The organism is Haloarchaeobius pelagicus (genome assembly GCF_051207375.1).
Classification (GTDB): Archaea; Halobacteriota; Halobacteria; order Halobacteriales; family Natrialbaceae; genus Haloarchaeobius.
This window is the reverse complement of the sequence record NZ_JBPJZD010000002.1, coordinates 955825-979075: the sequence shown is the minus strand read 5'-3', so window position 1 is coordinate 979075 and position 23251 is coordinate 955825. Positions and strand designations below refer to the sequence as shown.

At 67.4% G+C, this 23251-nt stretch carries 21 protein-coding genes; 10 read left to right on the top strand and 11 right to left on the bottom strand.

Translation table 11 applies throughout. The annotated features are described in order from the left end of the window. Positions 1-10: 10 nt before the first annotated feature. From ACSC1S_RS17555 to ACSC1S_RS17540, 4 genes are all read right to left on the bottom strand, one after another. Positions 11-1933, bottom strand: coding sequence for an ATP-binding protein (locus ACSC1S_RS17555; protein WP_435365414.1), 1923 nt, complete (start codon positions 1931-1933; stop codon positions 11-13). 110 nt (positions 1934-2043) lie between these two features. After that, positions 2044-2553, bottom strand: coding sequence for a TspO/MBR family protein (locus ACSC1S_RS17550; RefSeq protein WP_435365413.1), 510 nt, complete (start codon positions 2551-2553; stop codon positions 2044-2046). Positions 2554-2646: 93 nt separating this feature from the next. Beyond that, positions 2647-3468: a hypothetical protein gene (locus ACSC1S_RS17545; RefSeq protein WP_435365412.1), complete on the bottom strand. Its 822-nt coding sequence runs from the start codon at positions 3466-3468 to the stop codon at positions 2647-2649. 4 nt (positions 3469-3472) lie between these two features. Continuing rightward, positions 3473-7663: a metallopeptidase domain-containing protein gene (locus tag ACSC1S_RS17540; RefSeq protein ID WP_435365411.1), complete on the bottom strand. Its 4191-nt coding sequence runs from the start codon at positions 7661-7663 to the stop codon at positions 3473-3475. A 269-nt stretch (positions 7664-7932) separates the two neighbouring features. On the opposite strand from ACSC1S_RS17540, the gene alaS reads away from it, so the two are divergent. Together alaS and ACSC1S_RS17530 are read left to right on the top strand one after the other, a co-directional pair. Continuing rightward, entirely contained in the window at positions 7933-10704 is a 2772-nt protein-coding gene (alaS, locus tag ACSC1S_RS17535) for an alanine--tRNA ligase (protein WP_435365410.1), read from the top strand. 135 nt (positions 10705-10839) lie between these two features. Beyond that, positions 10840-11460, top strand: a complete 621-nt coding sequence (locus ACSC1S_RS17530; protein WP_435365409.1) for a DUF4013 domain-containing protein — start codon at positions 10840-10842, stop codon at positions 11458-11460. A gap of 282 nt (positions 11461-11742) precedes the next feature. Here the strand turns inward: ACSC1S_RS17530 and ACSC1S_RS17525 are convergent, their stop codons facing one another. Beyond that, positions 11743-12945, bottom strand: coding sequence for an HD domain-containing protein (locus ACSC1S_RS17525; protein ID WP_435365408.1), 1203 nt, complete (start codon positions 12943-12945; stop codon positions 11743-11745). Between the two features lie 189 nt (positions 12946-13134). Here ACSC1S_RS17525 and ACSC1S_RS17520 point away from each other — a divergent pair, with 189 nt between their 5' ends. The 4 genes from ACSC1S_RS17520 (at position 13135) to ACSC1S_RS17505 (ending at position 17007) form a co-directional block, all read left to right on the top strand. After that, the gene (locus tag ACSC1S_RS17520) at positions 13135-13911 is read left to right on the top strand and encodes an alpha/beta fold hydrolase (RefSeq protein WP_435365407.1); all 777 of its coding nucleotides are present in this window, start codon (positions 13135-13137) and stop codon (positions 13909-13911) included. A gap of 220 nt (positions 13912-14131) precedes the next feature. Beyond that, entirely contained in the window at positions 14132-14851 is a 720-nt protein-coding gene (locus ACSC1S_RS17515; protein WP_435365406.1) for a type 1 glutamine amidotransferase, read from the top strand. A gap of 72 nt (positions 14852-14923) precedes the next feature. After that, complete coding sequence (locus tag ACSC1S_RS17510; protein WP_435320083.1) at positions 14924-15760, top strand: DUF8054 domain-containing protein; 837 nt, start codon at positions 14924-14926, stop codon at positions 15758-15760. 83 nt (positions 15761-15843) lie between these two features. Further along, positions 15844-17007 carry an acyl-CoA dehydrogenase family protein gene (locus ACSC1S_RS17505; RefSeq protein ID WP_435365405.1) on the top strand — a complete coding sequence of 388 codons (1164 nt, stop codon included), beginning with the start codon at positions 15844-15846 and terminating at the stop codon, positions 17005-17007. Positions 17008-17349: 342 nt separating this feature from the next. Here ACSC1S_RS17505 and ACSC1S_RS17500 read toward each other — a convergent pair whose 3' ends face one another. Beyond that, positions 17350-17757, bottom strand: a complete 408-nt coding sequence (locus tag ACSC1S_RS17500) for a hypothetical protein (RefSeq protein ID WP_435365404.1) — start codon at positions 17755-17757, stop codon at positions 17350-17352. A 112-nt stretch (positions 17758-17869) separates the two neighbouring features. Continuing rightward, complete coding sequence (locus ACSC1S_RS17495; RefSeq protein WP_435365403.1) at positions 17870-18358, bottom strand: universal stress protein; 489 nt, start codon at positions 18356-18358, stop codon at positions 17870-17872. 175 nt (positions 18359-18533) lie between these two features. Between ACSC1S_RS17495 and ACSC1S_RS17490 the strand changes: the two genes are divergently transcribed. After that, a complete protein-coding gene (locus tag ACSC1S_RS17490; RefSeq protein ID WP_435365533.1) occupies positions 18534-19712 on the top strand; it encodes an MFS transporter in 1179 nt (392 codons plus the stop codon). 16 nt (positions 19713-19728) lie between these two features. On the opposite strand, the gene ACSC1S_RS17485 is transcribed toward ACSC1S_RS17490, so the two are convergent. The 3 genes from ACSC1S_RS17485 to ACSC1S_RS17475 form a co-directional block, all read right to left on the bottom strand. Further along, complete coding sequence (locus ACSC1S_RS17485; protein ID WP_435365402.1) at positions 19729-20142, bottom strand: universal stress protein; 414 nt, start codon at positions 20140-20142, stop codon at positions 19729-19731. A gap of 92 nt (positions 20143-20234) precedes the next feature. Further along, positions 20235-20996 (bottom strand): GNAT family N-acetyltransferase, encoded by a 762-nt coding sequence (locus ACSC1S_RS17480; RefSeq protein ID WP_435365401.1) that lies wholly within the window; start codon positions 20994-20996, stop codon positions 20235-20237. Positions 20997-21083: 87 nt separating this feature from the next. After that, on the bottom strand, positions 21084-21551 hold the full coding sequence (locus tag ACSC1S_RS17475) for a cupin domain-containing protein (RefSeq protein ID WP_435365400.1): 468 nt from the start codon (positions 21549-21551) through the stop codon (positions 21084-21086). 94 nt (positions 21552-21645) lie between these two features. Between ACSC1S_RS17475 and ACSC1S_RS17470 the strand changes: the two genes are divergently transcribed. From ACSC1S_RS17470 to ACSC1S_RS17460, 3 genes are read left to right on the top strand one after another with little or no spacing between them, the layout of a single operon-like run. Next, positions 21646-21966 carry a tRNA-binding protein gene (locus ACSC1S_RS17470; protein WP_435320078.1) on the top strand — a complete coding sequence of 107 codons (321 nt, stop codon included), beginning with the start codon at positions 21646-21648 and terminating at the stop codon, positions 21964-21966. 39 nt (positions 21967-22005) lie between these two features. Further along, positions 22006-22329, top strand: a complete 324-nt coding sequence (locus tag ACSC1S_RS17465) for a 4Fe-4S dicluster domain-containing protein (RefSeq protein WP_435320077.1) — start codon at positions 22006-22008, stop codon at positions 22327-22329. Between the two features lie 57 nt (positions 22330-22386). Further along, positions 22387-23028 (top strand): DUF7827 domain-containing protein, encoded by a 642-nt coding sequence (locus ACSC1S_RS17460; protein ID WP_435365399.1) that lies wholly within the window; start codon positions 22387-22389, stop codon positions 23026-23028. Positions 23029-23063: 35 nt separating this feature from the next. On the opposite strand, the gene ACSC1S_RS17455 is transcribed toward ACSC1S_RS17460, so the two are convergent. Then, positions 23064-23225: a DUF6757 family protein gene (locus ACSC1S_RS17455; RefSeq protein ID WP_435320075.1), complete on the bottom strand. Its 162-nt coding sequence runs from the start codon at positions 23223-23225 to the stop codon at positions 23064-23066. Positions 23226-23251: the final 26 nt, after the last annotated feature.

Sequence of the window (23251 nt, the reverse complement as noted above, 5' to 3'; positions counted from 1 at the left end):
CTTCCTCCCGTCAGTCCTCGTCGTCGAGCGGCGGCTCCGTCACGCCCGTGAACGTGAACCGGACGCCGCCAGTCTCGCTCTCTTCGACCGTGACCGCCCAGTCGTGGGCCGCTGCGATCTCCTGGACGATGGTGAGCCCGAAGCCGGTTCCCTCGTCGCTGGTGGTGTACCCCGATTCGAGCACCGTCTCGCGTTCGCCAGCCGGGATGCCACAGCCGGAGTCCGCGACGAAGAATCCCCGCTCTGCAGGCTCGCCGTCGACGCCAGCCGACGTCTCGACGGTCCCGACGGTCACGGTGAGGGGCGACCCATCCTCGCGACAGCCCAGGTCGCCGTCGGTCGGACAGCCGTGGACAATCGCATTCCGGAACAGGTTCTCGAGCAGTTCGATGAGTCGGTCGCGGTCCGCGAGGAAAGCCACGTCGCCGACCGGTTCGAGCGTTGCCGCTCCGGTCTGGACGCCGGCCCAGGCCTGCGTGGCGACCGCCGCGAGCTGGACCGGTTCGAGCGAGCCGACCACGTCCCCCTGCCGCGAGAGACTGAGCAGGTCGTCGATGAGGTTACTCATGCGCTCGTGCGCGTGACGAATCTCCTCGAAGTGCTGGGGCGCGCCGACCTCCTCGGCGAGGGTCAGGTAACCCTGGGCGATGGAGAGCGGGTTCCGCAGGTCGTGGCTGACGATGCTCGCGAAGGCGTCGAGACGCTCGTTCTGGCGTTCGAGCTCGCGCTGGCGTGCCTTCTCCTCCGTGATGTCGGTGTAGATGGCGAACCCCTGCAGGCTGCGCTCCCCGCGCTCGAACGGGACGACGTGGAGCAGGATGTCCCGGACCTCGTCGTCGGTCCGACGCTGGGTCGTCACGTGGAGGCTCTCGCCAGCCATGAGCTTCTCGTTCAGACGCTTCGCCTCGTCCTCGCGCCCTTCGGGGACGATGTACTCGTCGATGTCCGCCCCGCGGATCTCGTCGGCCGACCAGCCGAACACGTCCTCGAACGTCGCGTTCACGTCCCGGACCCGGAGCGAACCGTCGTCGTAGGCGAACCGGACGACCGGGTCGGGGACGTTCTCGAACAGGGCCGAGAGGCGGTCGCGCTCCCGGCGAAGCCGCTCCTGTGCCTGCAGGCGTTCGACCGTCTCCGCGACGTGGCTCACCAGGAGTTCGGCGAGTTCGCGGTCGCGCTCGTCGAACGCCTCGGTCTCGCGCGACCCGGCCTGCAGTATCCCGTCGTCGCCGACCGGCACCGAGAGGATGGACCGGTACGGGCCGGTCGGTGACGCGTCGGCGTGGGTTTCGGCGTCGTGAACCAGGATGGATTCACCGGTCTGGTAGCTCCGGCCCGCCACCCCCTCGTCGGCCGGGAGCGTGCCGTACCCCGAAGATTTCAGCTCCTCGGAGACCGCCCGCGGGACGAAGTAGCCGTCCTCGACCGTGTCGATGCCCACGATATCGAGGTCGAGTATCTCCTCGGCGGCGCGAATCGCCACCTCGTACACCTCGTCCTCGGTGTCACAGGCGACCATCTCTGCGACGACCGCGTGCAGTCGCTCTATCTTCGCGTGACTCTCCCGCAACGCGTCCTCGGCGGCCGCCGCCTCGTGGGGCCCGGTGTGCAGTCGCCAGCGTATCTCGTCCCGGAGGCGGTCGAAGTCGCCGTCGTCACGGACGAATCCGTCCGCGTGACAGGGGACCTCGGTGGGGTCGGCGGCCGTGAAGACGACGCTCGGCACGCCGACGGCGTCCTCGCACACCCCACGAATCTCGGGGGTGGTCGGGTCGTCCGCGACGACGAGACAGGCCACCTCGTGGGTCGTGAGCCACTCGCGTACCGAGCAGGGCGCGACGACTGTCGTCTCCCACTCGTCGAGCGCGGCCGCTACGTCCGACCGTCTGTCGGTCGATCTGGCGGTTACGGCGACGTGCGACTTCTCACTCATTCGGCCATCACATCCGTGAGCGGACCGTGACGTTCGCTTTGATACCCTGCAACTAATCAGAGGAGACGGTTAATGTTGCCGCCCGTTCGTCGAACGGGCGTCTCCAGCCGTCAGTTCAGCCGCCAGATGTCGTAGTTCAACACCGTTGCGAAGCTGACCCACAGCAGGTAGGGGACCAGCAGCGCGGCGGCGGTCCGGTCGACCCGCCGGAACGCCCAGATGGTCCCGACCACGAGCACCCAGAGGGCGGCGATGACGCCCAGCGCGATGCCGGGGCTCTCCAGCCCGAAGAACGCGGGCGTCCAGGCGACGTTGAACACCATCTGGAGGACGAACGCGCCGAGGGCGATGGTACGGTCACGCGATTCGTCCGCGCGCCAGACACGGTAGAGGGCGATACCCAGAAGCGTGAACAGCAGCGTCCAGACGACGCCGAACGCCCAGCTGGGCGGGTAGAACCAGGGCTTTTCGAGCGTGGTGAACCACTCGCTCCCGGGGCCGCCGATGACCGCGGCCGCACCCCCGACGAGGTTGACGAGGACGACGAAGCCGAGGATGCGGAGCAGTTCGTCGCGTGGGGGGAGGTCGATGCCCGGGCGTGTGCTACCGGAAGTTTCCATGGGGACGGATACGCGACCAGCCCGGATAGCGATGTGGTCGAACCAGTTTGGTTCACCAACGGAATCGTCGAATCGTGGACCGGACGGGGCGCGTCAGTCGCCGTCAGTCCGGCTCCGAATCGTAAGGAGACCGGCGACCACCACGACCGCCAGCGCGGCCGGGAGCACACCTGCCCCCGGTCCGAGCGGGATGCTCCAGTTCTCCCCGGGGCGGGTCGTCGTCCGGGTCTCGAACGCGCTTCGCTCGAAGACGAGCGCCGGGGGTGACCCCGACCCGACCGTCGTCGTGTACGTCACCTCGTCGCCCCGAACGCGGGTGTCGTACGCTTCGGCTCCCGACGACGGCTCCCACCAGTACGGGACGGTGATGGTGAGTCGGTCGTCGTCGACGAGGGCAGCAGTGAATGCGTCACCGACGACACGTCGGTCCTCTCCTGGGCCGAGGAGACCCTCCCAGGTCGCATATGCGGAGACCGACACCCAGCCGTGGGTCGTGTTCCGGGTCTCCGGCCCCGGGAAGTAGTCGGTGTGCTGGACGGTCCGTGCTGGGTCGGTGAGAGAGTCGTCTCCCTCGGCTGCCGCGTCGAATATCCGGCGGACCGTCGCGTTGCCGTCGAACCAGGTGGTCTCGAGGTCACCAGACCTGGCGGCATCGGCCTCGCTCCGGTTCCGGGCCGGGTAGCGCGTCGTGAACCGGATAGTTGCGTCGCCGTCGGCGTCCACGAGGACCGACAGTTCGTGGGTTGCGTTCGGCGGTGCCGACACGGCGCGCTCGGGTGCCGTGAGGGCCGGGTCACGTCCACTCGCGTCCCTGTCGGGGGCGCTCGCTCCCGACCCTGGGACGCTCGCGCCGGCCGCGACGCTCAGGAGGACGCACGCGAGTAGGCAGACCGCGAGCGGGCGTGACCCGGTCATGGTATCAGGGACTACCGCCCTGCTTGCCCTTGCCGTTACCGTTTCCACCACCGTTGCCCGGTTCGACCACCGTCACCTCGGTAGTACCCCGGAGCAACGTCTCGCGGTCGGCCAGGGCAGCGAACACGGGTATCTCGGACGACCCGACGTCGAGCGCGTCGAGCAGGTCCGAACGCGGGAACTTGACCTCGACGTAGGTCCGGCTGTTCCGGGTCGTCGTCGGCGGGTTCTTCACGAAGCCGTACTGCTCGTCGGCGACCGCCGGGACGCCGGCGAGCGCGACCGAGTCGACCCGCAGGTCGTCCGCGGCCGTGCCCTCGGGAAGCCCGACGTGTGCAGTCACCCACTTACCCTTCGCCTTCGCGTTGAGCCGGTCGGGAGAGAGTTCGATGTCGCAGGTGGCCACCGCCGGGGCGGACCCGCTCTCCTCGTCACCGACCGTTGCGGTCGTGCTGTAGGTGACCCGCCCGTCGATGAAGGCGACGCCGTCCCGTTCGGTGACAGAGAGGTCACCGTCGTCGACGATGGTGCGGCGGTACTCGATGGCCTCCGGGACCGTGAGGTCCGGCCGGTCCTCGAGGGCGTGGTGCAGGCGATGTGCCGAGACGGAGAACGTCGCCTCGACCGCCCGCGGCAGGGAGACGGCCGTCGACGTCGGCGTCTGGTAGACGGACGCGCCGTCGACCTCGTTGACGACCTCGCCCGTCTCCTCGTCGACGCCGACGCGCCGCCCGTCGGCCGTCACTGCCATCACGTCGAGCGGCGGGATGGGTTCCTCGTGTGAACCACTGCTGTACTCGTCAGCGAGGTCCTGCAGGCCGCCGAGCACGTCGACGATGAGCCGGTAGCTGTCGCCGAGCAGGCCGGTGTCGCGGTGGAGGTTCACCGTCCCGCTACCGTCCTCGCCGTCGCTGACGAGTTCGAACGTGGTGGCGGATGCCGGGTCGGTGAGTGTGTCGCCCTCGTTCGCCAGCGTGTGCTCGTCGATGTCACCCGACGACGGCGGCATCGCCTCGATGGAGATAGCGTCCGCGTCGTTCAGCGTGAGGTTCGGGGCGTCCGGGACCTCCCCGTCGAGGATGTCCTCGACGAACTCCTCCAGCCCGGAGACCGAGCCCTCGACGGTGATGCCGTTGAACCGGTAGAGCTGTACCCCGCTCTCTGCGTCCTTGTCCGGGGTCTTCCAGAGTTCGTACCCGTCCGGGCTCCTCAGCGCGAGGCCGCCGTCGCGCCCCTCGACGATGTACAGGCCGAGCTGGGGGTCCGCGTCGACATCGACCTCGTCGAGCGACACCTCGATATCGACGTTGGCCCACGCCGAGACGACGTAGTCCGCGGCGTCACCGACCTGTTTCTCGGTCAGCGGGTCGACCCCGACCTCGACATCGTCGACGACGTGGGGTGTGATGTCGGCGTCGAGCCAGCCGTTCTGGTAGTTGTAGGGGTCGCTACCGAGGGTGCGACAGAACGAGGAGACGACCTTGCCGTCCCGGCCCCCCATCAGGCCCCAGCCGTTGATGACGCCGAAGTTCTGGAATGGCGTCGGGATGTCGTAGAGGTCCGGGAAGCCGACCTGCTGGTCGGGACCCAGGCTGTGGCCGAACTCGTGGAGCCACGTGTCGACGTGCATGGGCGCGTACATTGCATCGATGGTGCCACTCGGCGTCTCGAAGGGCGTCATCCCGGCGATCTCGCCGGGGTCTACGGTCACATTGAGCACCGGGATGGTGAACTCCTTCATCGGCTCGCCGCGCCAGACCGAGCGGCTGAGACCCCACTGGTCGTCCCCACCGACCGACCGCATCGTGTCCTTCCCGTTGGTGACCAGAGCCGTGTCGTACTGGTCGAAGTCCACGTCGAGGTCGGTCGCGGCCGCCGACAGCGCGTCCGTGACGAAGTCGAAGGTGTTGTCGCCTGGCACCTCGTCGATATGTCGGCCATCGTTGTCGTTGTCGGGCTGTGCGTAGTGGTCCCACTGGTCCGGGAGCGGGACCCACCCGGAGTCGAGGGCACCGGTGTTCTCCGTCGTGAAGTTCACGAATTCGACGTCGAAGCCCTGTGCACCCATGCTCCCGAGGCCGCTCGCGTAGTACCGATTCAGATACTCGACCTTCTGGCGAAGGTGCACGCGCAACCCGGCGTCGACGAGTTGGGGCGTCGTATCGGACGCCCGCGCCGCGACCGCGGCGACCGTATCGACCTGGTCGAACGCGAAGGTGTGGAAGTCGCCGAGGGTCGCGACGGTCTCGCCCGCGCTCTCGTCGATGACGCGGACCGAGACCTCGTACTCGAACCCGCGTTCGAGCGAGTCGATGAGCGGGAGGTCGGTCGCGGCCGGCAGGAGGTCGTCGAACAGCACGGTCCCGTCGTCCGTCGTGGTCTTCGAGAGGACCTGCGTGTACGTCGTGGCCCGGCCATCGGCGATGTCGAGCGAGTCCCCGCGCCAGTACCCGAAGACGGACGCCACCGCGGTCAGGTCGGCCGGGTCAGCGGAACCGGGATCGAGTTCGACCGACAGGCCGGGTGCCTCGCCGCGCTCGACCGCCGTCGGTGGGGGCGACACGTCCAGTACGCTGGCGGGCGTCGTCTCGGCCTCGCCGCGGCGGATGGTCACCGGTTCGTCCGTGTCGAGTTCGATTCGTTCGACCGTCGGCTCGGTCACCTCGACGGCGAGGCGGGCGTTGGACCACGCCGCCGAGACGTGTCCGCGCACTCGCGCGGTCAGCGTCTGGTCGCCCGACTCCGGGACCACGACGGTCCGCGAGAGCGAGCGCATCCGGTTCGTGTGCTCCTCGACGTAGGCCGTTCCGTCGCGGACCTCGCAGGTCCCGACGGTCGGGGTGTCGTCGTACCCATCACCGCGCGGCTGGTTCTCGCAGGTCCAGCCGTCGAGCGTGTCGAAGGACTCGTCCAGTGCACCGGGAAGTCGGACGTAGTCCGCCTGAACCCACGACTTCGTGTTCTCGTAGTCGTAGGTGTGGCGGCCGTCGGCCTGGAAGCGGATACGGACGCTCTGGCCGGCGTACGCCGACAGGTCGAGCGAAACCTCCTGCCAGTCCGTCGTGCGCTCCTCGCTGCTGTAGTCGTTCTGGAGGTCGAACGCCCGCAGTGACTCGGTCGTCTCGCTCTCGCCCTGTCTGAGCAGGTGCCACTCGTCGATGCCGCGCTTGAAGTCCGGCGTGAGCGTCACGGCGAACTCACCGTCGAGGCCGCCACGGAACGCCCCGCCGTCGGTGTTCTTCGCGAGCCAGTACCAGTCGACCTCGGTATCGAGGGTCGGCTCCTCGCCGTCGAAATCCTCGGGGTCGTCCTGGACGACCCAGCTGCCGCCCGACGCGACCGACTCGACGGTCAGGTCGTCGACCCAGAAGTACGTGTCCGCGTGATCGAAGTTGCTGCAGTACCGCGACGGTTCGAGCGCGAAGCGGATGGAGACGGGCCCGTCGACCGTGGCCTGTACCGTCACCGATCCGCCGCGCTGGCCGCCAGGGTCGCCCGCGCCACGGACATCCGTGCCCGAGAGGACCTCGTACTCGATGGCGTTGCCGTCGGCGTCCTGGAGTTCCCAGTCGGGTATCTCGTACCACTCGTCGGCCTCGGTCTCCCACGAGAACGATATCTCGAGCGTCCCCGACTGCTCGCCGAGGTCGTGGACCGCCGCCGCAGTATTGCACTTGTAGACGCGAAAACGCATGCGGCCGTCGTCGACTGTGACGCCAGCATTCGAGGTCGTCGACGTGTTCCAGGCGTCGAGGGAGTCGAAGTCGTCGGTGAACACCGTCTCTCCGGCTTCGCCGACCGGGAGCCCGTCGAACGAGATGGTCGCGCGACCGTCGCTCCCGTCGTCGGGCGCGTCGTGGAATACCCCGAGGCTCGTTCCCTCCGGGCCGTCGAACAGGAAGGCGTTGCTCACATTGGAGCGTTCGATGCCGAGACTCGTCTTCGCCGTCTGGTCGCCCTCGCCGCCCCAACCGTAGAACTCGACGACCGATTCGCCGGTCGAAAGTGGTGTCAGGTTCCACTGCTCGTCGCCCTGTTCCGCCAGGAGTGGGAGTGCCTCGTCACCGGTCGACGCACCCTCAGCCGACGCCCCTGCGGAGAACGCTGCGGGTCCAAGCGAGGACACCGCGAGCGACTGTAGGAAGCGCCGCCGGTCGAAGCCGCCGCCGTTACTATCACCATCATCGTTGTTCACTGGCAATCACCATGCGGTAAACGTGTGGACTACCCTGTAATATCAGTTTTGGGTAAATTCAGGCTGGATTATCATGCTGGGGTGGTCGGCAGTGTGGTGGTCGGAAGCATCCAGCCGCCGCCGTCCCGAGGCCGTATCGACCCGCCCACCGGTCGGCTGGCGGTCCCGTGTTCGTCTCATACCGTCTTCACCGCGAACAAACAGACCGAATGGACTCCTGCACCGTTGCGGAACTGTTTTACTCACCGAAAGGCCACTGTGGCACAAGAATGACTCTAGAGGAGGAGTACCGCCTCGAGTATTTCGAGGAGGAAGACTTCGTGCGACGGGAGTGTGTGGACTGCGGTGCCCACTTCTGGACGCGCGACCACGACCGGGAGACGTGCGGGGAGCCGCCCTGCGAGGACTACAGTTTCATCGACAACCCCGGGTTCGACGAGGCGTACACCCTCGAAGAGATGCGCGAGGCGTTCCTCTCCTTCTTCGAGGAGAACGGCCACACACGCATCGACCCGTACCCGGTGGCCGCGAACCGCTGGCGTGACGACGTCCTGCTCACGCAGGCGTCTATCTACGATTTCCAGCCGCTCGTCACCTCGGGGCAGACGCCCCCACCGGCGAACCCGCTGACCATCAGCCAGCCCTGCATCCGGATGCAGGACATCGACAACGTCGGCAAGACGGGTCGACACACGATGGCCTTCGAGATGATGGCCCACCACGCCTTCAACGTCCGCGAGGACGCCGAGGAGGAGTACGCCTACGAGGGCGAGGTGTACTGGAAGGACGACACCGTCCGCTACTGCGACGAGCTGTTCGAGTCGATGGGCGCGAACCTCGACGAGATCGTCTACATCGAGGACCCGTGGGTCGGCGGCGGCAACGCCGGACCCGCAATCGAGGTCATCTACCGCGGGGCCGAGCTCGCGACGCTCGTCTTCATGTCCATGGAGCAGGACCCCGAGGGCGAGTACGAGCTGAAGGACGGGAACCGCTACTCGCCGATGGACACGTACATCGTCGACACCGGCTACGGGCTGGAGCGATGGACGTGGATGTCCCAGGGGACCCCGACCGTCTACGAGGCGGTCTACCCCGACATGATACAGTTCCTGAAGGAGAACGCCGGCATCGAGCACACCGAGGACGAGGAGCAGCTCATCCACCGCTCGGCCAAGCTCGCCGGCCACATGGACATCGACGAGGCCGAGGACATGGAGACCGCCCGTGGCACCATCGCCGACAAGCTCGGCGTCTCCCAGGCCGAACTGGAGGAACTCGTCGAGCCGCTCGAAGACATCTACGCCATCACGGACCACTGCCGCACGCTGGCCTACATGTTCGGCGACGGTATCGTCCCGAGCAACGTCTCGACGGGCTACCTCTCCCGGATGGTCCTCCGGCGCACGAAGCGCCTCTGTGACAACGTCGGGGTCGACGCCCCGCTCGATGAACTCGTCGACATGCAGGCCAAGCGCCTGGGATACAAGAACCGCGACACCATCCGCGAGATCGTCCGCAACGAGGTCGAGAAGTACCACGAGACGCTCGACCGCGGCAGCCGGAAGGTTCGCACCCTCGCCGAGGAGTACGCCCGCAAGTCCGAGCCCATCCCGACGAGCGAACTCATCGAGCTGTACGACAGTCACGGTCTCCAGCCGGACATGGTCGAGGAGATCGCCAACGAGGAGGGTGCCCGGGTGAACGTCCCGGACGACTTCTTCTCGCTCGTCGCCGAGCGCCACGACGGCGGTCAGGCGTTCGAAGAGGAGGGCGGCGACCAGGACGACCGGCTCTCTGACCTGCCCGAGACCGACCGCCTCTACTACGAGGACCAGCAGCGCACCGAGTTCGAGGCCGTCGTCCTCGACGTGTTCGAGCGCGAGGACGGCTACGACGTGGTGCTCGACCAGACGATGTTCTACCCCGAAGGTGGTGGCCAGCCCTCGGACACGGGCTCGCTCAGCACCGACGACGTGACCGTCGAGGTCACCAGCGTCCAGATCCGCGACGGCGTCATCCTGCACCGGACCGACGAGTCGCCCGGCAAGGGCGAGTTCGTCCGCGGGCAGCTCGACACCTACCGCCGCCGCCAGCTGATGCGCAACCACACCGCGACCCACGTCGTCATCCACGCGGCGCGGCAGGTGCTCGGCGAGCACATCCGGCAGGCCGGTGCCCAGAAGGGCGTCGACTCCTCGCGTATCGACGTCCACCACTACGAGCGCATCTCCCGCGAGGAGATCAAGGAGATAGAGCGCTTCGCGAACGAGCTGGTGATGGAGAACTCGCCAGTCAAACAGGAGTGGCCCCACCGTCACGAGGCCGAGGAGGAACACGGGTTCGACCTCTACCAGGGTGGGATTCCGCCGGGCACGAACATCCGGCTCATCCACGTCGCCGAGGACGTACAGGCCTGCGGTGGGACCCACGTCGCCCGCACCGGCGACATCGGTGCCATCAAGATCCGCAACACCGAGCGCGTGCAGGACGGGGTCGAGCGCATCACGTTCGCCGCCGGTGACGCCGCCATCGTGGCGACGCAGGAGACCGAGGACGCCCTGTACGGGGCGGCCGACGTGCTCGACGTCTCCCCGCAGGAGGTCCCCGAGACCGCCGAACGCTTCTTCGAGGAGTGGAAGGCCCGGGGCAAGACCATCGAGGACCTCAAAGAACAGCTCGCCGAGGTCCGCGCCTCGGGTGCCGGCGACGCCGAGGAGGTCGACATCGGCGGCACGCCCGCCATCGTCCAGCGCATCGACGCCGACTCGGACGAACTCCGCGCGACCGCGAACGCGCTCGTCGAAGAGGGCAAGATAGCGGTCATCGGCTCCGCCGCAGACGGTGCCCAGTTCGTCGTCGCCGTCCCCGAGGGCTCGGACGTGAACGCCGGCCAGGTCGTCAGCCAGCTCGCCGCGAAGGTCGGCGGCGGCGGTGGCGGCCCGCCGGACTTCGCCCAGGGCGGCGGTCCGGAGACGGACAAGCTCGACGAGGCACTGGAGGACGCTCCCGACGTGCTCCGGACCGTGCTGAACGCCTGAACAGGTCCCTCTTTTCGACGCCTCGCGCCCGAACGGGCGTCAACGTTTATGTCGGTGCTCGAAGATTCTCGGGCTGATGCTTCGGACTGACGACACGACGATGGCCGTATCGGACCGACGAGTGGTGGTCAGCGCATGAGTCTCGACGCCAAGAAGAGTCCCTTCGAGTTCGCGCTCTCGTATCCCCGCGAAGACGGCTGGGGCGCGATACTCAAGGGCGGACTGACGCTGCTGCTCAGCTTCCTCATCGTCCCCTATTTCGTCCTCTTCGGCTACGTGTTCCGGCTGTACCGGAGCGCCGCCCGTGACGAACCCCAGCCGGCGTACACCGACTACGTCGAACTGCTGAAGGAGGGGGTCTGGCTGTTCGTCGCCCAGCTCCCGTTCGTCGCGGTGGTTGGACTGCTCGGCTTCATCAGCATCGAGTACATCCACCCGGCGGTGTACGTGCTGGTGGTGCTGGCTGCAATCTATATCGGGCCCGCCATCATCACGGTGTACTGCGTCACCGAGGACATCGGCGAGACGTACACCTCGTCTCGGGTACCCGACTTCGCGTTCACCTCGTTCTACGCGAAGCACGTCGCGATGTACATCCCGCTCGCCATCCTCCTCGGGGTCGTCACCATGCTCTCGGCGCTGGCGCTCGGCGTTGGTATCCTGTTCGGGAGCGCCTTCGCGACCTTCGCACAGGCCTCGTACTGGGGCCGGGTGTACGAGCGGGCGGCCGCCGCGGGCATCGTCGACCCCGCCTGAGACGGCGGCTGCACTGTAGCTGTATTTTGGAGCCACGAGCCACGAGCCGCTGGCTCTCGGGTGGTGAAAGGGAAAGGAAATGATAGTGGCGTATCCCAGTTCCCACTCGGTCCCGGCCGAGCAGGACATCGGTCAGGAGGCAACGACTGATCCGATTAGGGTGTCGTACCCCATCGAGTAGTGCGAGATGCAGTATTGTAAACGTATCGGCTGTGTAACCCCGCTAACAGGAAATCTCCGCCGGCGGGAGTGCCGATTATCACAGGGAACCGGGCCAGTAACTTACGCTGGCCAAGACCGCGACCCCGACGGGCGGGTGCCATCGGCGGGGACGTCGAGCACGTCGAGTGCCACATCGCGGACCGTCTCGACCGATCCTTCGGGGGTGTAGACCCCGAGACGCCACTGGACCGACTGGGCGGCCTGCAGGCCCTGGACCAGCGGGGACTCCTCGTGGAGGCGGCGCACCTCGCCGTTGACGACGACGCGGGTCGAGGACTCCGGCATCGAGGGGCGGCCCGGCACGTCCAGAAGGACGGTTTCGGCCGGGACACCGGCGTCCTCGGCGATCTCGGCCTCCAGCTCCCGGCGAGTCTCGTGGTCCGCGTCGACGACCCGGTCCGGCACGTCGTCGAGTTCCGCCCAGACGCCTCGCTTGTAGAGGTCGCGGGTGGCGAGGCGGGCCGCCACGTCGCTGGTCTCGTCGTGCCGGCGCAGGGCCGCGAGCAGTTCGTCGTCGCTCATCCGGGCGAACTCCTCGACCGACACGGGCGTCTCGTCGAGCAGGCGCTCGCAGACGCGTTCGAGCATCGAGCCCGCGATGCGGGAGACGTGGTGGCGGTAGACGGTCGCGTTCATCAGCGCCCGGGCGACCAGCATCGATTCTGCCGTGGCGAGGTTGCCCTCCGAGAGCGCGAGGTCGCCGTCGATGAAGGTCAGCGCACGGAGCAGGCGGCCCTGGTCGATGGTCCCGTACGGCACTCCGGAGTGGTGGGCGTCACGGACCAGGTAGTCCATCCGGTCCACGTCGAGTTCGCCGGAGACGAGCTGGCCGTACTTGCCCTGCCCGTCGATGAGGTCGGCGATGGCACCGGTGTCGAGCCCGTGGGATTCGAGGACGCGGGCGAGGTCGCCCTGCCCGAGCAGGTCGTGGACCTCGTCGTGGTGGCGGCCGAGCCGGCGGAGGATGATGCCCTCGGTCTGGTGGCCGTAGGGGCCGTGACCCACGTCGTGCAGCAGCGCGGCGGCCTGGACGGCCTCGGCACGCGAGCCGTCGATGTCCAGATGACGGCAGGCGCGACGGGCGAGGTGGTAGACGCCCAGCGAGTGCTCGAAGCGGGTGTGGTTCGCGGAGGGGTAGACGAGTCGCACCGACGAGAGCTGCTTGACGTGTCGGAGCCGTTGCATCGCCGGTGTATCGAGCAGGTCGGCGACGACGCCCGACACCTCGATGTAGTCGTGGACGCTGTCCTTGATGGCGTGCATTAGACGGGTGAACACGTCGGTGGCTCAAAAGGACCGCGAAGCGTCGGTGCGTGTCGCCGACGACGCCAGAGAACGGAGAACTCGCGTGGCGTTGTTCTACCCGAAACGGAGGGGTCGACGGGCGACGTGCGGAGCGACCTCGACGACGGTTCCGTGACGCGTAAGCCACTGGCCCGGGTTCCCCCAAGTATGCCCACGGTAGACAGGAACGGGACGACGCTGTACTACGAGACCGACGGCGAGGGGGAGACGGTCGCGTTCGTACCCGACATCGGGTGTGGCGCGTGGCTGTGGGGCTGGCAGTACGCGAGCCTCGCCGGCCCCTACGAGACGCTGGTGTGGAACACCCGCGGGACCGGCCAGTCGGACCCGCCCAGCGGCGACCTGACGATGGCGACGTTCGTGAACGACCTCGACGCCGTCCTCTCGGCCCACGGCGCGAAGTCGGTCCACCTCGTGGGGTGTGGACTCGGCGCGATGGTCGCGCTCGAATACGCCCGCAAGCACGGTCGAGCGCGGAGCCTCACGCTCGTCGGCGGGGCGGCGACGGGTGACGAGTACGACCCCAACCCCTTCTTCGCCGACCCGACCGACGAATCGGCCTGCCGGGAGACGCTGTCTGCGGTACTTTCTGCCGAGTTCTGTGAGGAGATGCCCGACGTCTGCGACGGTATCGCGGGGTGGCGAACCGACGAGGACGCGGCTGAAACGGCATGGCAGCGCCAGCGAGCCGCGCTCGTGGGCTACGACGCGGACCCGCTGTACGAGCTCACCGTCCCGGCCCTCGTCGTCGATGGTGGGTCCGACGGCCTCGTGTCGGCTGGCACCGCACAGGCCCTCGCCGAGGGGCTCCCGCGAGGGGAGCGGGAGCACTTCCCCGACGCGGGCCACTTCGTTCACATCGAACGGTCCAGACCGCTGAACGATGCACTCGTGGGCTTCCTCGACGGCGTGGGCGATACCTGAAAGGGTTCCGCCCAACACCACGGGCGTGGGTGGGGAGAGACGCCCGTGGTGGTCCACACGCAGTCAGATGGGGGATTGCCTTCTACCGTCTACTCGACGGCATGCGTTTCTACCGCCGCGAGACACCTACGTGTCCGGCCTACACGACTTGGCTCTGAGATGTCGGCAAACACTCGCCGAGGCGTAACTGACTAATTGGTAAGTGACCCTTCTATAGACGATGAGTCGAGTTCGTATCGCACTGCTGAACGCCGCACACGGTGACGAGAACACCCGCCGCAACTTCCGGCGGGAGCTCGACGCCGACCTCGTGGAGTTCAGCGCGACAGATGGCCACCTGCCGGACCACCACGACTGGGACGGCGTCGTCGTCACAGGGTCACGCTCGTCCGTCTACTGGGACGAAGCATGGATTCAGCCCACCAAGCAGTGGGTCCGCGCCGCCGCGGACGAAGGGCTGCCCTGTCTGGGCGTCTGTTGGGGGCACCAGCTCCTCGCGGACGCGCTCGGTGGCCGGGTCGAGGACATGGGCGAGTACGAGATCGGCTACCGTCCCGTCCAGCTCTCCGGGAACAACCCGCTGTTCGACGGACTCGACGGCGAGTACACCGTCTTCACCACCCACTCGGATTCGGTCGTCGAGCTGCCGCCCGGTGCGACCGAGATCGCCCGCAACGACTACGGGAACCACGGCTTCCGCAAGGGCCACGTCTTCGGTGTGCAGTTCCACCCCGAGTACGACACCCGGACCGCCCGCGAGGTGACCATGGGCAAGGACGAACTGCCCGACGAGCGCAAGCAGGCGGTCGTCGACGGCATCACCGACGCGAACTACGCGAAGGCCTGCGAGGCCAAGCGCCTGTTCGAGAACTTCACCTCGTACGTCCGCCGGGTCGACCAGGTTGGGGACAGCGCCACCTCCACCGCCGCGTCGGACTGACCCGCGGCGCTCCTTCGACATCTCGGCCTGTTGAAAATAAGACCTATTTTGGTTCGGGACGCTTTCTCGGGTATGGCTGATTCACATTCCTCCGGGCTCGCTGCCCTTCGCCAACCCGAGTACACGGGTGAGAACCGCTGTTGGCCCTGTACGACGGTCAACACGCTCATCGCGGTCGTCCTGAGCGTCGTCGTCGCGGGCGTCGCGAGCACCGCGGCCGCTACCGGCACCGCGGCAGGGCTCGGCTTCGTCGTCTTCCTGTTGAGTCTGGCCGCCATCTGGCTCCGGGGCTACCTCGTCCCGGGCACACCGGAGCTCACGAAGCGCTACATGCCCGACTGGCTACTCGCGTGGTTCGGCAAGGAACCCGAACACCCGCTCCCGAAAGCGGGTGACGTCCGCGACGTCGAACCCGAGACGTTCCTCTCGGAGGCGGGCGCTATCGAACCCTGCGAGGACATCGACGACCTCTGTCTGAACGCCGCGTTCGCCGAGCGCTGGGACGAGATTCTCGCCGACACGCCCGAGGAGGTCGACCCGGAAGAGGTCCGGACGGTCTTCGGCCTCGACGGCGACGGCGAGTACGAGGTCATGGAGTACGGCCAGGGTGTCGTCCTCCAGCGCGGGGCCCAGCGCGTCGGCGAGTGGCCCTCCCAGACGGCGCTGCGCGTCGACGTGGCCGGGGCGCGCGTCATCGCCGAGACCGCGACGGAGTCGTGGGCCGAACTCGACCCCGTCGCCCGCGGTGCGGTGCTGAACGGGCTTCGCATCTTCCTCGAGGAGTGCCCCGGCGGCGGGCCCGTCGAGATGAAAGAGGAGACCGTCGAGTCCTGCTGTAACTCCTACGAGGTCGTGGCGCTCATCTGTGCGGATTCGGGCGACCGCGTGCTCGAACAGCGCGTGAGCTGAACCGGTGAGCCGAGCCGGCGTGCCTCCGGCAACACTTGCGCCGATTTAGGAGTACTTTTCTGCGCGGACTACCCAGCCGACGTATGCTCGATTACGTCGGCCTGGAGGCGGACCTCGGCGAGGAGGAGCGGATGATCCGCGACTCGGCCCGTGAGTTCGTCGAGAACCGCGTACAACCCGACATCGCACAGCACTTCGAGGAGGGCACGTTCCCGACAGACATCATCACCGAGATGGGCGAGATGGGCTTTTACGCCCCGAACCTCGACGGGTACGACCTCCCGAACGTCTCCGAGACCGCCTACGGCCTGCTCATGCAGGAGCTCGAGGCGTGTGACTCCGGTCTGCGCTCGATGGCCAGCGTGCAGGGCGCACTCGTCATGTACCCCATCCACGCCTTCGGCAGCGAGGAGCAGAAAGACGAGTGGCTCCCCGAGATGGGCCTCGGCGAGAAGATCGGCTGCTTCGGCCTCACCGAGCCCCAGCACGGCTCGAACCCCTCCGGCATGGAGACCCGTGCCGAGGAGGCCGACGGCGGCTACGTCCTCAACGGCTCGAAGACGTGGATCACGAACGCGCCCATCGCCGACGTGGCCGTCGTCTGGGCCCGCGACAAGTCCTCGGACGGGAACCCGGTGCGCGGGTTCCTCGTCGAGACCGACCGCGACGGCTTCTCCGTCAACAAGATAACTGAAAAGCTCTCGCTGCGCGCCTCTATCACGGGCGAGTTCGGCCTGAACGACGTGTTCGTTCCCGAGGAGAACGTCCTCCCCGGTGTCGAGGGCATGAAGGGCCCGCTCTCGTGTCTCACGCAGGCCCGCTTCGGCATCGCCTGGGGCGCAATCGGTGCGGCCCGTGACTGCTTCGAGACGGCCCGCGACTACGCCGTCGACCGCGAGCAGTTCGGCGGCCCCATCGCCCGGTTCCAGCTCCAGCAGGAGAAACTCGCGGAGATGGCCACCCAGATTACCACGGCCCAGCTGCTGGCCCACCGCCTCGCCGACCTGAAAGAGCGCGGCGACCTCCGCCCGCAGCACGTCTCGATGGCCAAGCGCAACAACGTCCGCATGGCCCGCGACCAGGCCCGCGTCGCGCGCGAGATGCTCGGCGGCAACGGCATCACCTCGGACTACTCGCCGATGCGCCACATGGCGAACATGGAGACCGTGTACACCTACGAGGGTACCCACGACATCCACACGCTGATTCTCGGGCAGGACCTGACTGGGATTGCCGCGTTCGAATAGCGTGATTCGGAGCGAGCGAAGCGAGCGAGAATCACGGTTGCGAGCGGCGTAGCCGCGAGTAGGGAGGTTTCGACCGGAGGGAGAAACCTCCAAAGTACGAGCGGGGAGCGAAGCGACCCACGAGTAGCCGACAGGCTACGAGAAATGTGGCGATGGCGGTGAGCCGACTGGGATTGCAGCGTTCGAGTAAGTACGAGAACGACCTGCAATCGCAGTCAGCAACCGGGATTGCGGCGTTCGAATGAGCAAGAGTGCGTGTCGGTCACCGACTTCTCGACGCCGGTGCGAAGAAACCGTATCGAGGCCGATCTCCCGGTAACGGACAGTGTTCTCCGCCCGAGGTCAGTCACATCGCTCGTACACTCCATGCTCCATGTGGAGTGTCGTCTCGCCGAGGTAGCACTGGAGGCGGAGACACGAGTGCTCCTCTGTCCGGAGGTCGCTCGTCTCCGCAGTCACAGAATGGCCGGCTGCGGCCACTTTCACGGTGTAGGTCCCCGGTTCGACCGGGTTCTCGTACACTACCGCATCGGTTCCCGAGCCCGCGGGGCCGAGGCGAGGGGACCTCTCGAAGACGACCTCGTCGTCCGCTATCCGGACCGAGAACTCCTGACTTTCGTCTCGTCGATGGTTCTCGAGTTCCAGGAGAGCGATCTCCGCGGTCGGCTCAGGTTCGTTCGCAGTGAGACACCCCGCGGTGAGGCCACAGAAGACACAGCCGAGGCCTTCGACGAACGTGCGCCGGTCCATAGATTCGTGGCGGGCACGCGTTCAGAAATCAGTTCTGCTCGACCACGGCGGTGTCTCATCAGACGCGCGAATCGAATAACGGGGCCGTCAGGTGGGATGACGAGACAACCGACTATTCGGCGTCGCCGCGGACGAAGGTCACGGGGCAGTGCGCGGTCAGCATGACCTCCTGCGCGGTCGAACCGAACACCGCTTTCCCGGTCGGCGAGCGCTTGCGGCCGCCGACGACGACGAGGTCTGCACCCTCCTCCTCGGCCAGGTCGGCGATGCCCTGGCTGTACTCGCCGAGCCCGCCGCGAACCGCGTAGTCGATGTCGGCGGCGTCGAGGTGCTCGCCGATGTCGCGGACCACGTCGAAGCGCTGGGCGACGACGTCGGGCGTGACCTCGGAGTGGGGGCCGAAGTTGAGCATCTCGCAGCGCTTCTCGTACTCCGCTTTCGTGAACACGTGCCCGAGGACGACCTGGGCACCGGAGGGACCGGCGAGGTCGATGACCTTCTCGGCGAGTCGGTCGATGCGGTCGTGGTCGCTCGGCCCGAGCGCGACGAAGATGGTCTCGAAGCCTGTCTGTGCCTGCTTGTGGGCTGTGCTCGTCTTCATACCACTGTGTTCTTCCCGCAGCGCGATAAAGTTTCCGAATTCTTTACTCAGATTCGAGTAAAAATTTGTACCGAAAGTTCATGTCCGTCTCACTGTGCGCATGCGTGGCTCACACGTACGGAACCGACGGTCTCTTACTGCGAGGCCGGTGACGGATAGCTACTCACTCGACCAGATGACCTTCACGTGGCGCTACCGACGGACTGTCCTCGTCCTCAGCACGCTCGCGTTCTTCGCGACGATGGCTGGCCGGCTGGTCATCAGCCCGGTCGTCCCGGCCATCACCGACGAGTTCGGCGTGTCGAACGGGGTCGTCGGCCTCGGACTCACCGGCCTGTGGATGGCCTACTTCGCCGCCCAGTTCCCGAGCGGGGTGCTCGCCGACCGCTACAGCGAGCGCCCGATAATCCTCATCGCGGTCGGCGGGACCGCCGTCGCGAGCCTGCTCCTGGCACTCTCGCCGCTGTTCGCCGTCTTCGTCGTCGCGACCGTGGTGCTCGGCGCAGTCGCCGGGTTGCACTACAGCGTGGCGGCCTCGCTCCTGACCCGGACCTACGACAACACCGGGTTCGCGCTCGGGTTCCACAACGCGGGCGGACCGGCAGCGGGGCTGGTCGCGCCGGTGGCCGCCGCCTGGGTGGGCGTCCGCTACGGCTGGCGGCCCGCGGTGGCCCTCGGCGCGGCCATCGCGCTCCCCATCTTCGTGCTGTTCGCGTGGCGCGTCCGGCCGACCGAGCCGCGTCGGCCCGACCAGCCGATGCGCGACCGCTTCGAACTCGGCCCGCTGGTCGAGATGCTCTCCCGACCCAAGATCGCCTTCACCGTCGCGCTCGCCGTCGCCGGCGCGTTCGTCTGGCAGGCGACCGCCTCGTTCCTCCCGACGTTCCTCGTCGAGTACCGCGGCCAGTCCGAGACCACGGCGGGCGCGGTCTTCTCGGCGTACTTCGTCGTCCAGGCGGTGACCCAGGTCGGCGTCGGCGCGGCCTCGGACCGGTTCGGTCGTGAGGTCTCCACGGCAGGGTGTATGCTCTCGGCGGCCGCCGGCCTGGCCCTGCTGGTCGCCGTCCCCGGCGTCGTGTCGCTCGTGGCCGCGCTCGTCCTCGTCGGAACCGGCCTCGGCTGGGGTGGCGCGCTCCTCCCGCGCTTCATGGACGAACTCGACGACGCAGAACAGGGCGCTGGCTTCGGTCTCGTCCGGACCGTCTACGGCGTCCTCGGCTCGGTCGGGTCCGTCGCCACCGGGACCCTCGCCGACCTGTTCGGCTGGGCGGTCGCCATGGGCGTGCTCGTCCTGTTGCTCTCGCTGGTCGTCGTCGCGCTCGCGGCGAACTGGGCGTTCGACCTGGGATACTGAAACAGGAGAAGAAACCTCAGACCGTCAGCACCGGCCGGTCGCCCTGGTTGACGACGCGGTCGGCGACGCTACCGATGTGCTTGGTGTGGCTCTGACCCTGGTACCCCATGACGATGAGGTCGGCGTCGACCACGTCGGCGTAGGAGAGGATCTCCTGGTGGGGGAGGCCGTGACAGAGCTTGCACTCGAAGCTAAGGTCGTGTTCCTCGGCCTTGCTGGCCAGCTCGTTCATCAGGTCCGCCCCCCAGTCTTCGAGGTCGTCGATGACGAGTTCGGTACTGGAGAGTGCGGGTTCGTCGTACACGCTGGTGTCGACGACGAACAGGGCGTGGAGGTCGGAGCCGTACCGGTTCGCGAGGTCGAGCGCGTAGTCGGCTGCGCGCTCTGCGCCCGCACTTCCGTCGGTCGGGACGAGGATACGCTGGTACATGGGTAAACTAGGGCGGGAGAGAGAATAACCATGCGGTTCTGTATCACAGTCTGGGCTGCCGACAGGCGTACGGGCGGGTCGACACGCGTGCCTCAGACGGGAGAGAACGAGTGGTAGGTCACGACGGTCTCGAACCCCATCCGTTCGTAGACGGAGTAGCCCATCTCCGAGGACTGCAACGCGCCGACCGTCCCGCCCGCCTCACGGCCCGCGCGGAGCACAGCCCAGGTCATCGCCTCGCCGACACCCCGGCGTCTGAACGCCTCGGTCACGCCGATGTTGTAGACCCCGGCCACGTCACCGCTGCGGACGAGGAGACCGCTAGCGGCGGGGTCGCCGTCCACGCGGCCCACCAGAATCTCGATCGTCTCGTCCGCCAGCATCGACTCCGGCGCGACCTGGCGTGCCACGGGTTCCGGCATCCCGAACGCCGCCGCCGTGACCGCCACGAACGCGTCGAGGCCCCCGGCGTCGGTCACCACCTCGATGTCGACCAGGTCGTCGGCCCGGGGGATCTCGTCGAGCGAGGCGAGGACCATCCCCGGCTGGGGGTCGCCGGTCCGCTCCAGTCCGAGGTCGGCCGCCAGCGAGTTCGTCGCGTCGACTGCTGGCTCGGCCACGGTCACCCGGAACGGCACATCCTGCTCGGCCATCCACGAGACGGCCCGCGAGAGGTCGTCCCGGGCCGGCGGCTCGAAGACGAACACCGGGTTGAAGAAGGGGACCGGGACGCCGGTCGTGATAGCCGTCAGCTCGCCGACCGTTCGGGACGACCCTGTCGGGGTGTGGTCCGAGAGTCGGGCGAACGCGGCCGCCATGTTGGCGTTGGCGGCAGCGACGGCGTCGCTAGTCATCTAGAATTAATGACGTTCTACCGAGATAACTCTATGCACCAGGGTCGCGACGTGGCGTGCCGCAGCGCCCGGCAGCGCCTGTCCGTGTCAGTCGAACCGACCCGTCTCCGCGCCGCAGTCGACGCACAGTGTGACGATGGCGTCGCGGTCCTCGGTCAACTCGATGTCCTGCTCGGTGCGCTCGCCGCAGGCAGCACACTCCCGGACCATGTGCAACTCGCCCGACTCCTGTGGCGCGCCCATGGCGAGGACGGTCGCGCGCTCGTCGCCCTCGTTGGTCCCCAGTTGGGACTCGCCGGGCCCGAATCGGATGACCTCGCCAGCGGCGACCGCCACGTCTCCCGCTTCGGTCTCGAAGGTGACCGTCCCCGACTGGACGTAGAACACCTCCTCCTGGGCGCTGTGGCGGTGGTAGCCGAACCCCAGGCTGTCGCCGGGGGCGAGTTCGTAGTAGTTCAGCGCCATGTCGGTCGCACCCAGTGCGTCGGTCAGCCGGCGCTTGACGGCCGCGGGACCCATGCGCGAGTTCACGTCCTCGATGGTGACCTTCTCCATGCGGGAGGCGACGGCGGGCAGGGACAAAAAGCCGGGCGGGGGGTGGCGCGGGGGCAGGACACGATTTACGTCGGCCGCTGCCGTCTGCCCGCACATGACCAGTCCCTTCGACGTGACCATCGAGGTCGCGGAGGTCCTGTCGGCGGAACCGTTCCCCGAGGCCAGAAAACCCGAACTCGTGAAGCTCACGCTCGACCTGGGCGACCGCGAGCTACAGTCGGCCGCGCAACTGGGCTACCACCACGACGTGGACGACCTCGTGGGCCGGCAGGTGCTGTGCGTGACCGACCTCGGCACCGTGAACATCGCAGGGTTCGAGTCCCAGGCCCTGACGGTCGGCGTGCCCGGCGACGACGGCAACCCGGTCCTCGTGACACCCGACGAGGCGGTTCCGCTCGGCGGCGAACTGTACTGAGTCGGGCGGTTTATGCCGGATGCTGGCGAAGGTGTGTCCATGGCTATCGACCCGAACTTCCACGAGAATCGCGAGGTCGTCGACGAACACGAGGGACACACCGTGTGGGGACCCGTCGAGGAACCCGACACGTTGGGCATCCACGGGACCCACGTCGCCGTCGACTTCGACATCTGTCTGGCTGACGGTGCCTGCCTGGAGGACTGCCCAGTCGACGTGTTCTCCTGGGTCGACACCCCCGGCCACCCCGAATCGGAGATCAAGGCCGACCCCGCCCGCGAGGCCCAGTGCATCGACTGCATGCTCTGTGTCGACGTCTGCCCGGTCGACGCCATCGACGTCGACGCCAGTCGGACCGCCTGACATGTCACATCAGGCAGTGAAGATATAATCGCGGGCACCGTCGTTCCGAACGGTTCCATGCATCGAACAGCCCTCCAGAGCATCTGCTGTATCGCCCTGCTCGCCGTCGCGGCGGCTGGCGCGCCCGCGGTCACAGCAGCCGAACCAGACGCAACGTTCGACAAGTCCGTCTACGAGACGCCCCGCGACGAGGCGGTGACCCTCACCCTCACGCTGACCGACGCGGAGAACGCGACGGTCAGGCTCGGGAGCGAGGACGCCGGGTTCCAGATGAACGTGACCGTCCGCGACAACACCAGTGACGGTCAGGTCCAGCTCACCATCTACACGCAGCGACTCGGCATCCGAGCGCCCGCGAAGGCCGTCGCGGTCGCCGGCAACGACACCGTTGTCTCGGCGAGTGGTGACACCCTCGGCGGGGCCATCGACGCCGGCGACTACGAGCTCGCCGCGTCCGTGAACGGCACCCAGACCGACGTGGCGACGCTTTCGGTCACCGAACCGACGACCACGCCGCCCACCACCTCGGACACGCCGGCCACCACGACGCAGCCACCGACGACGACCGCCGCCACGACGACCACCGCTACCGAGGCGACCGACGATGACGACGGCTCATCGAGCGCCATCCCCGGCTTCGGACTCGGCGCGACCCTCGTCGCACTCGCGAGCGTGGCGCTCCTGGTGCGGCGACGGTAAGATAGCAAGAATCGAAGACGACCGCGACCACCGACTCAGGTTCGGTCCACGTCGACCTGTTCTTTCAGCTGCTTCAGCTCGTCTGCTTCCGCGAGTTCCTCCAGCCGTTCGCGGAAGTGCTCCTCACAGAGCCCGACCTTGATGCCGTCTGTCTCGGCGGCGAAGGCGGCAATCTGGTCGCAGTAGTGGCACTTCATACCCTTACCTTGGTGGTCAAGGGAAT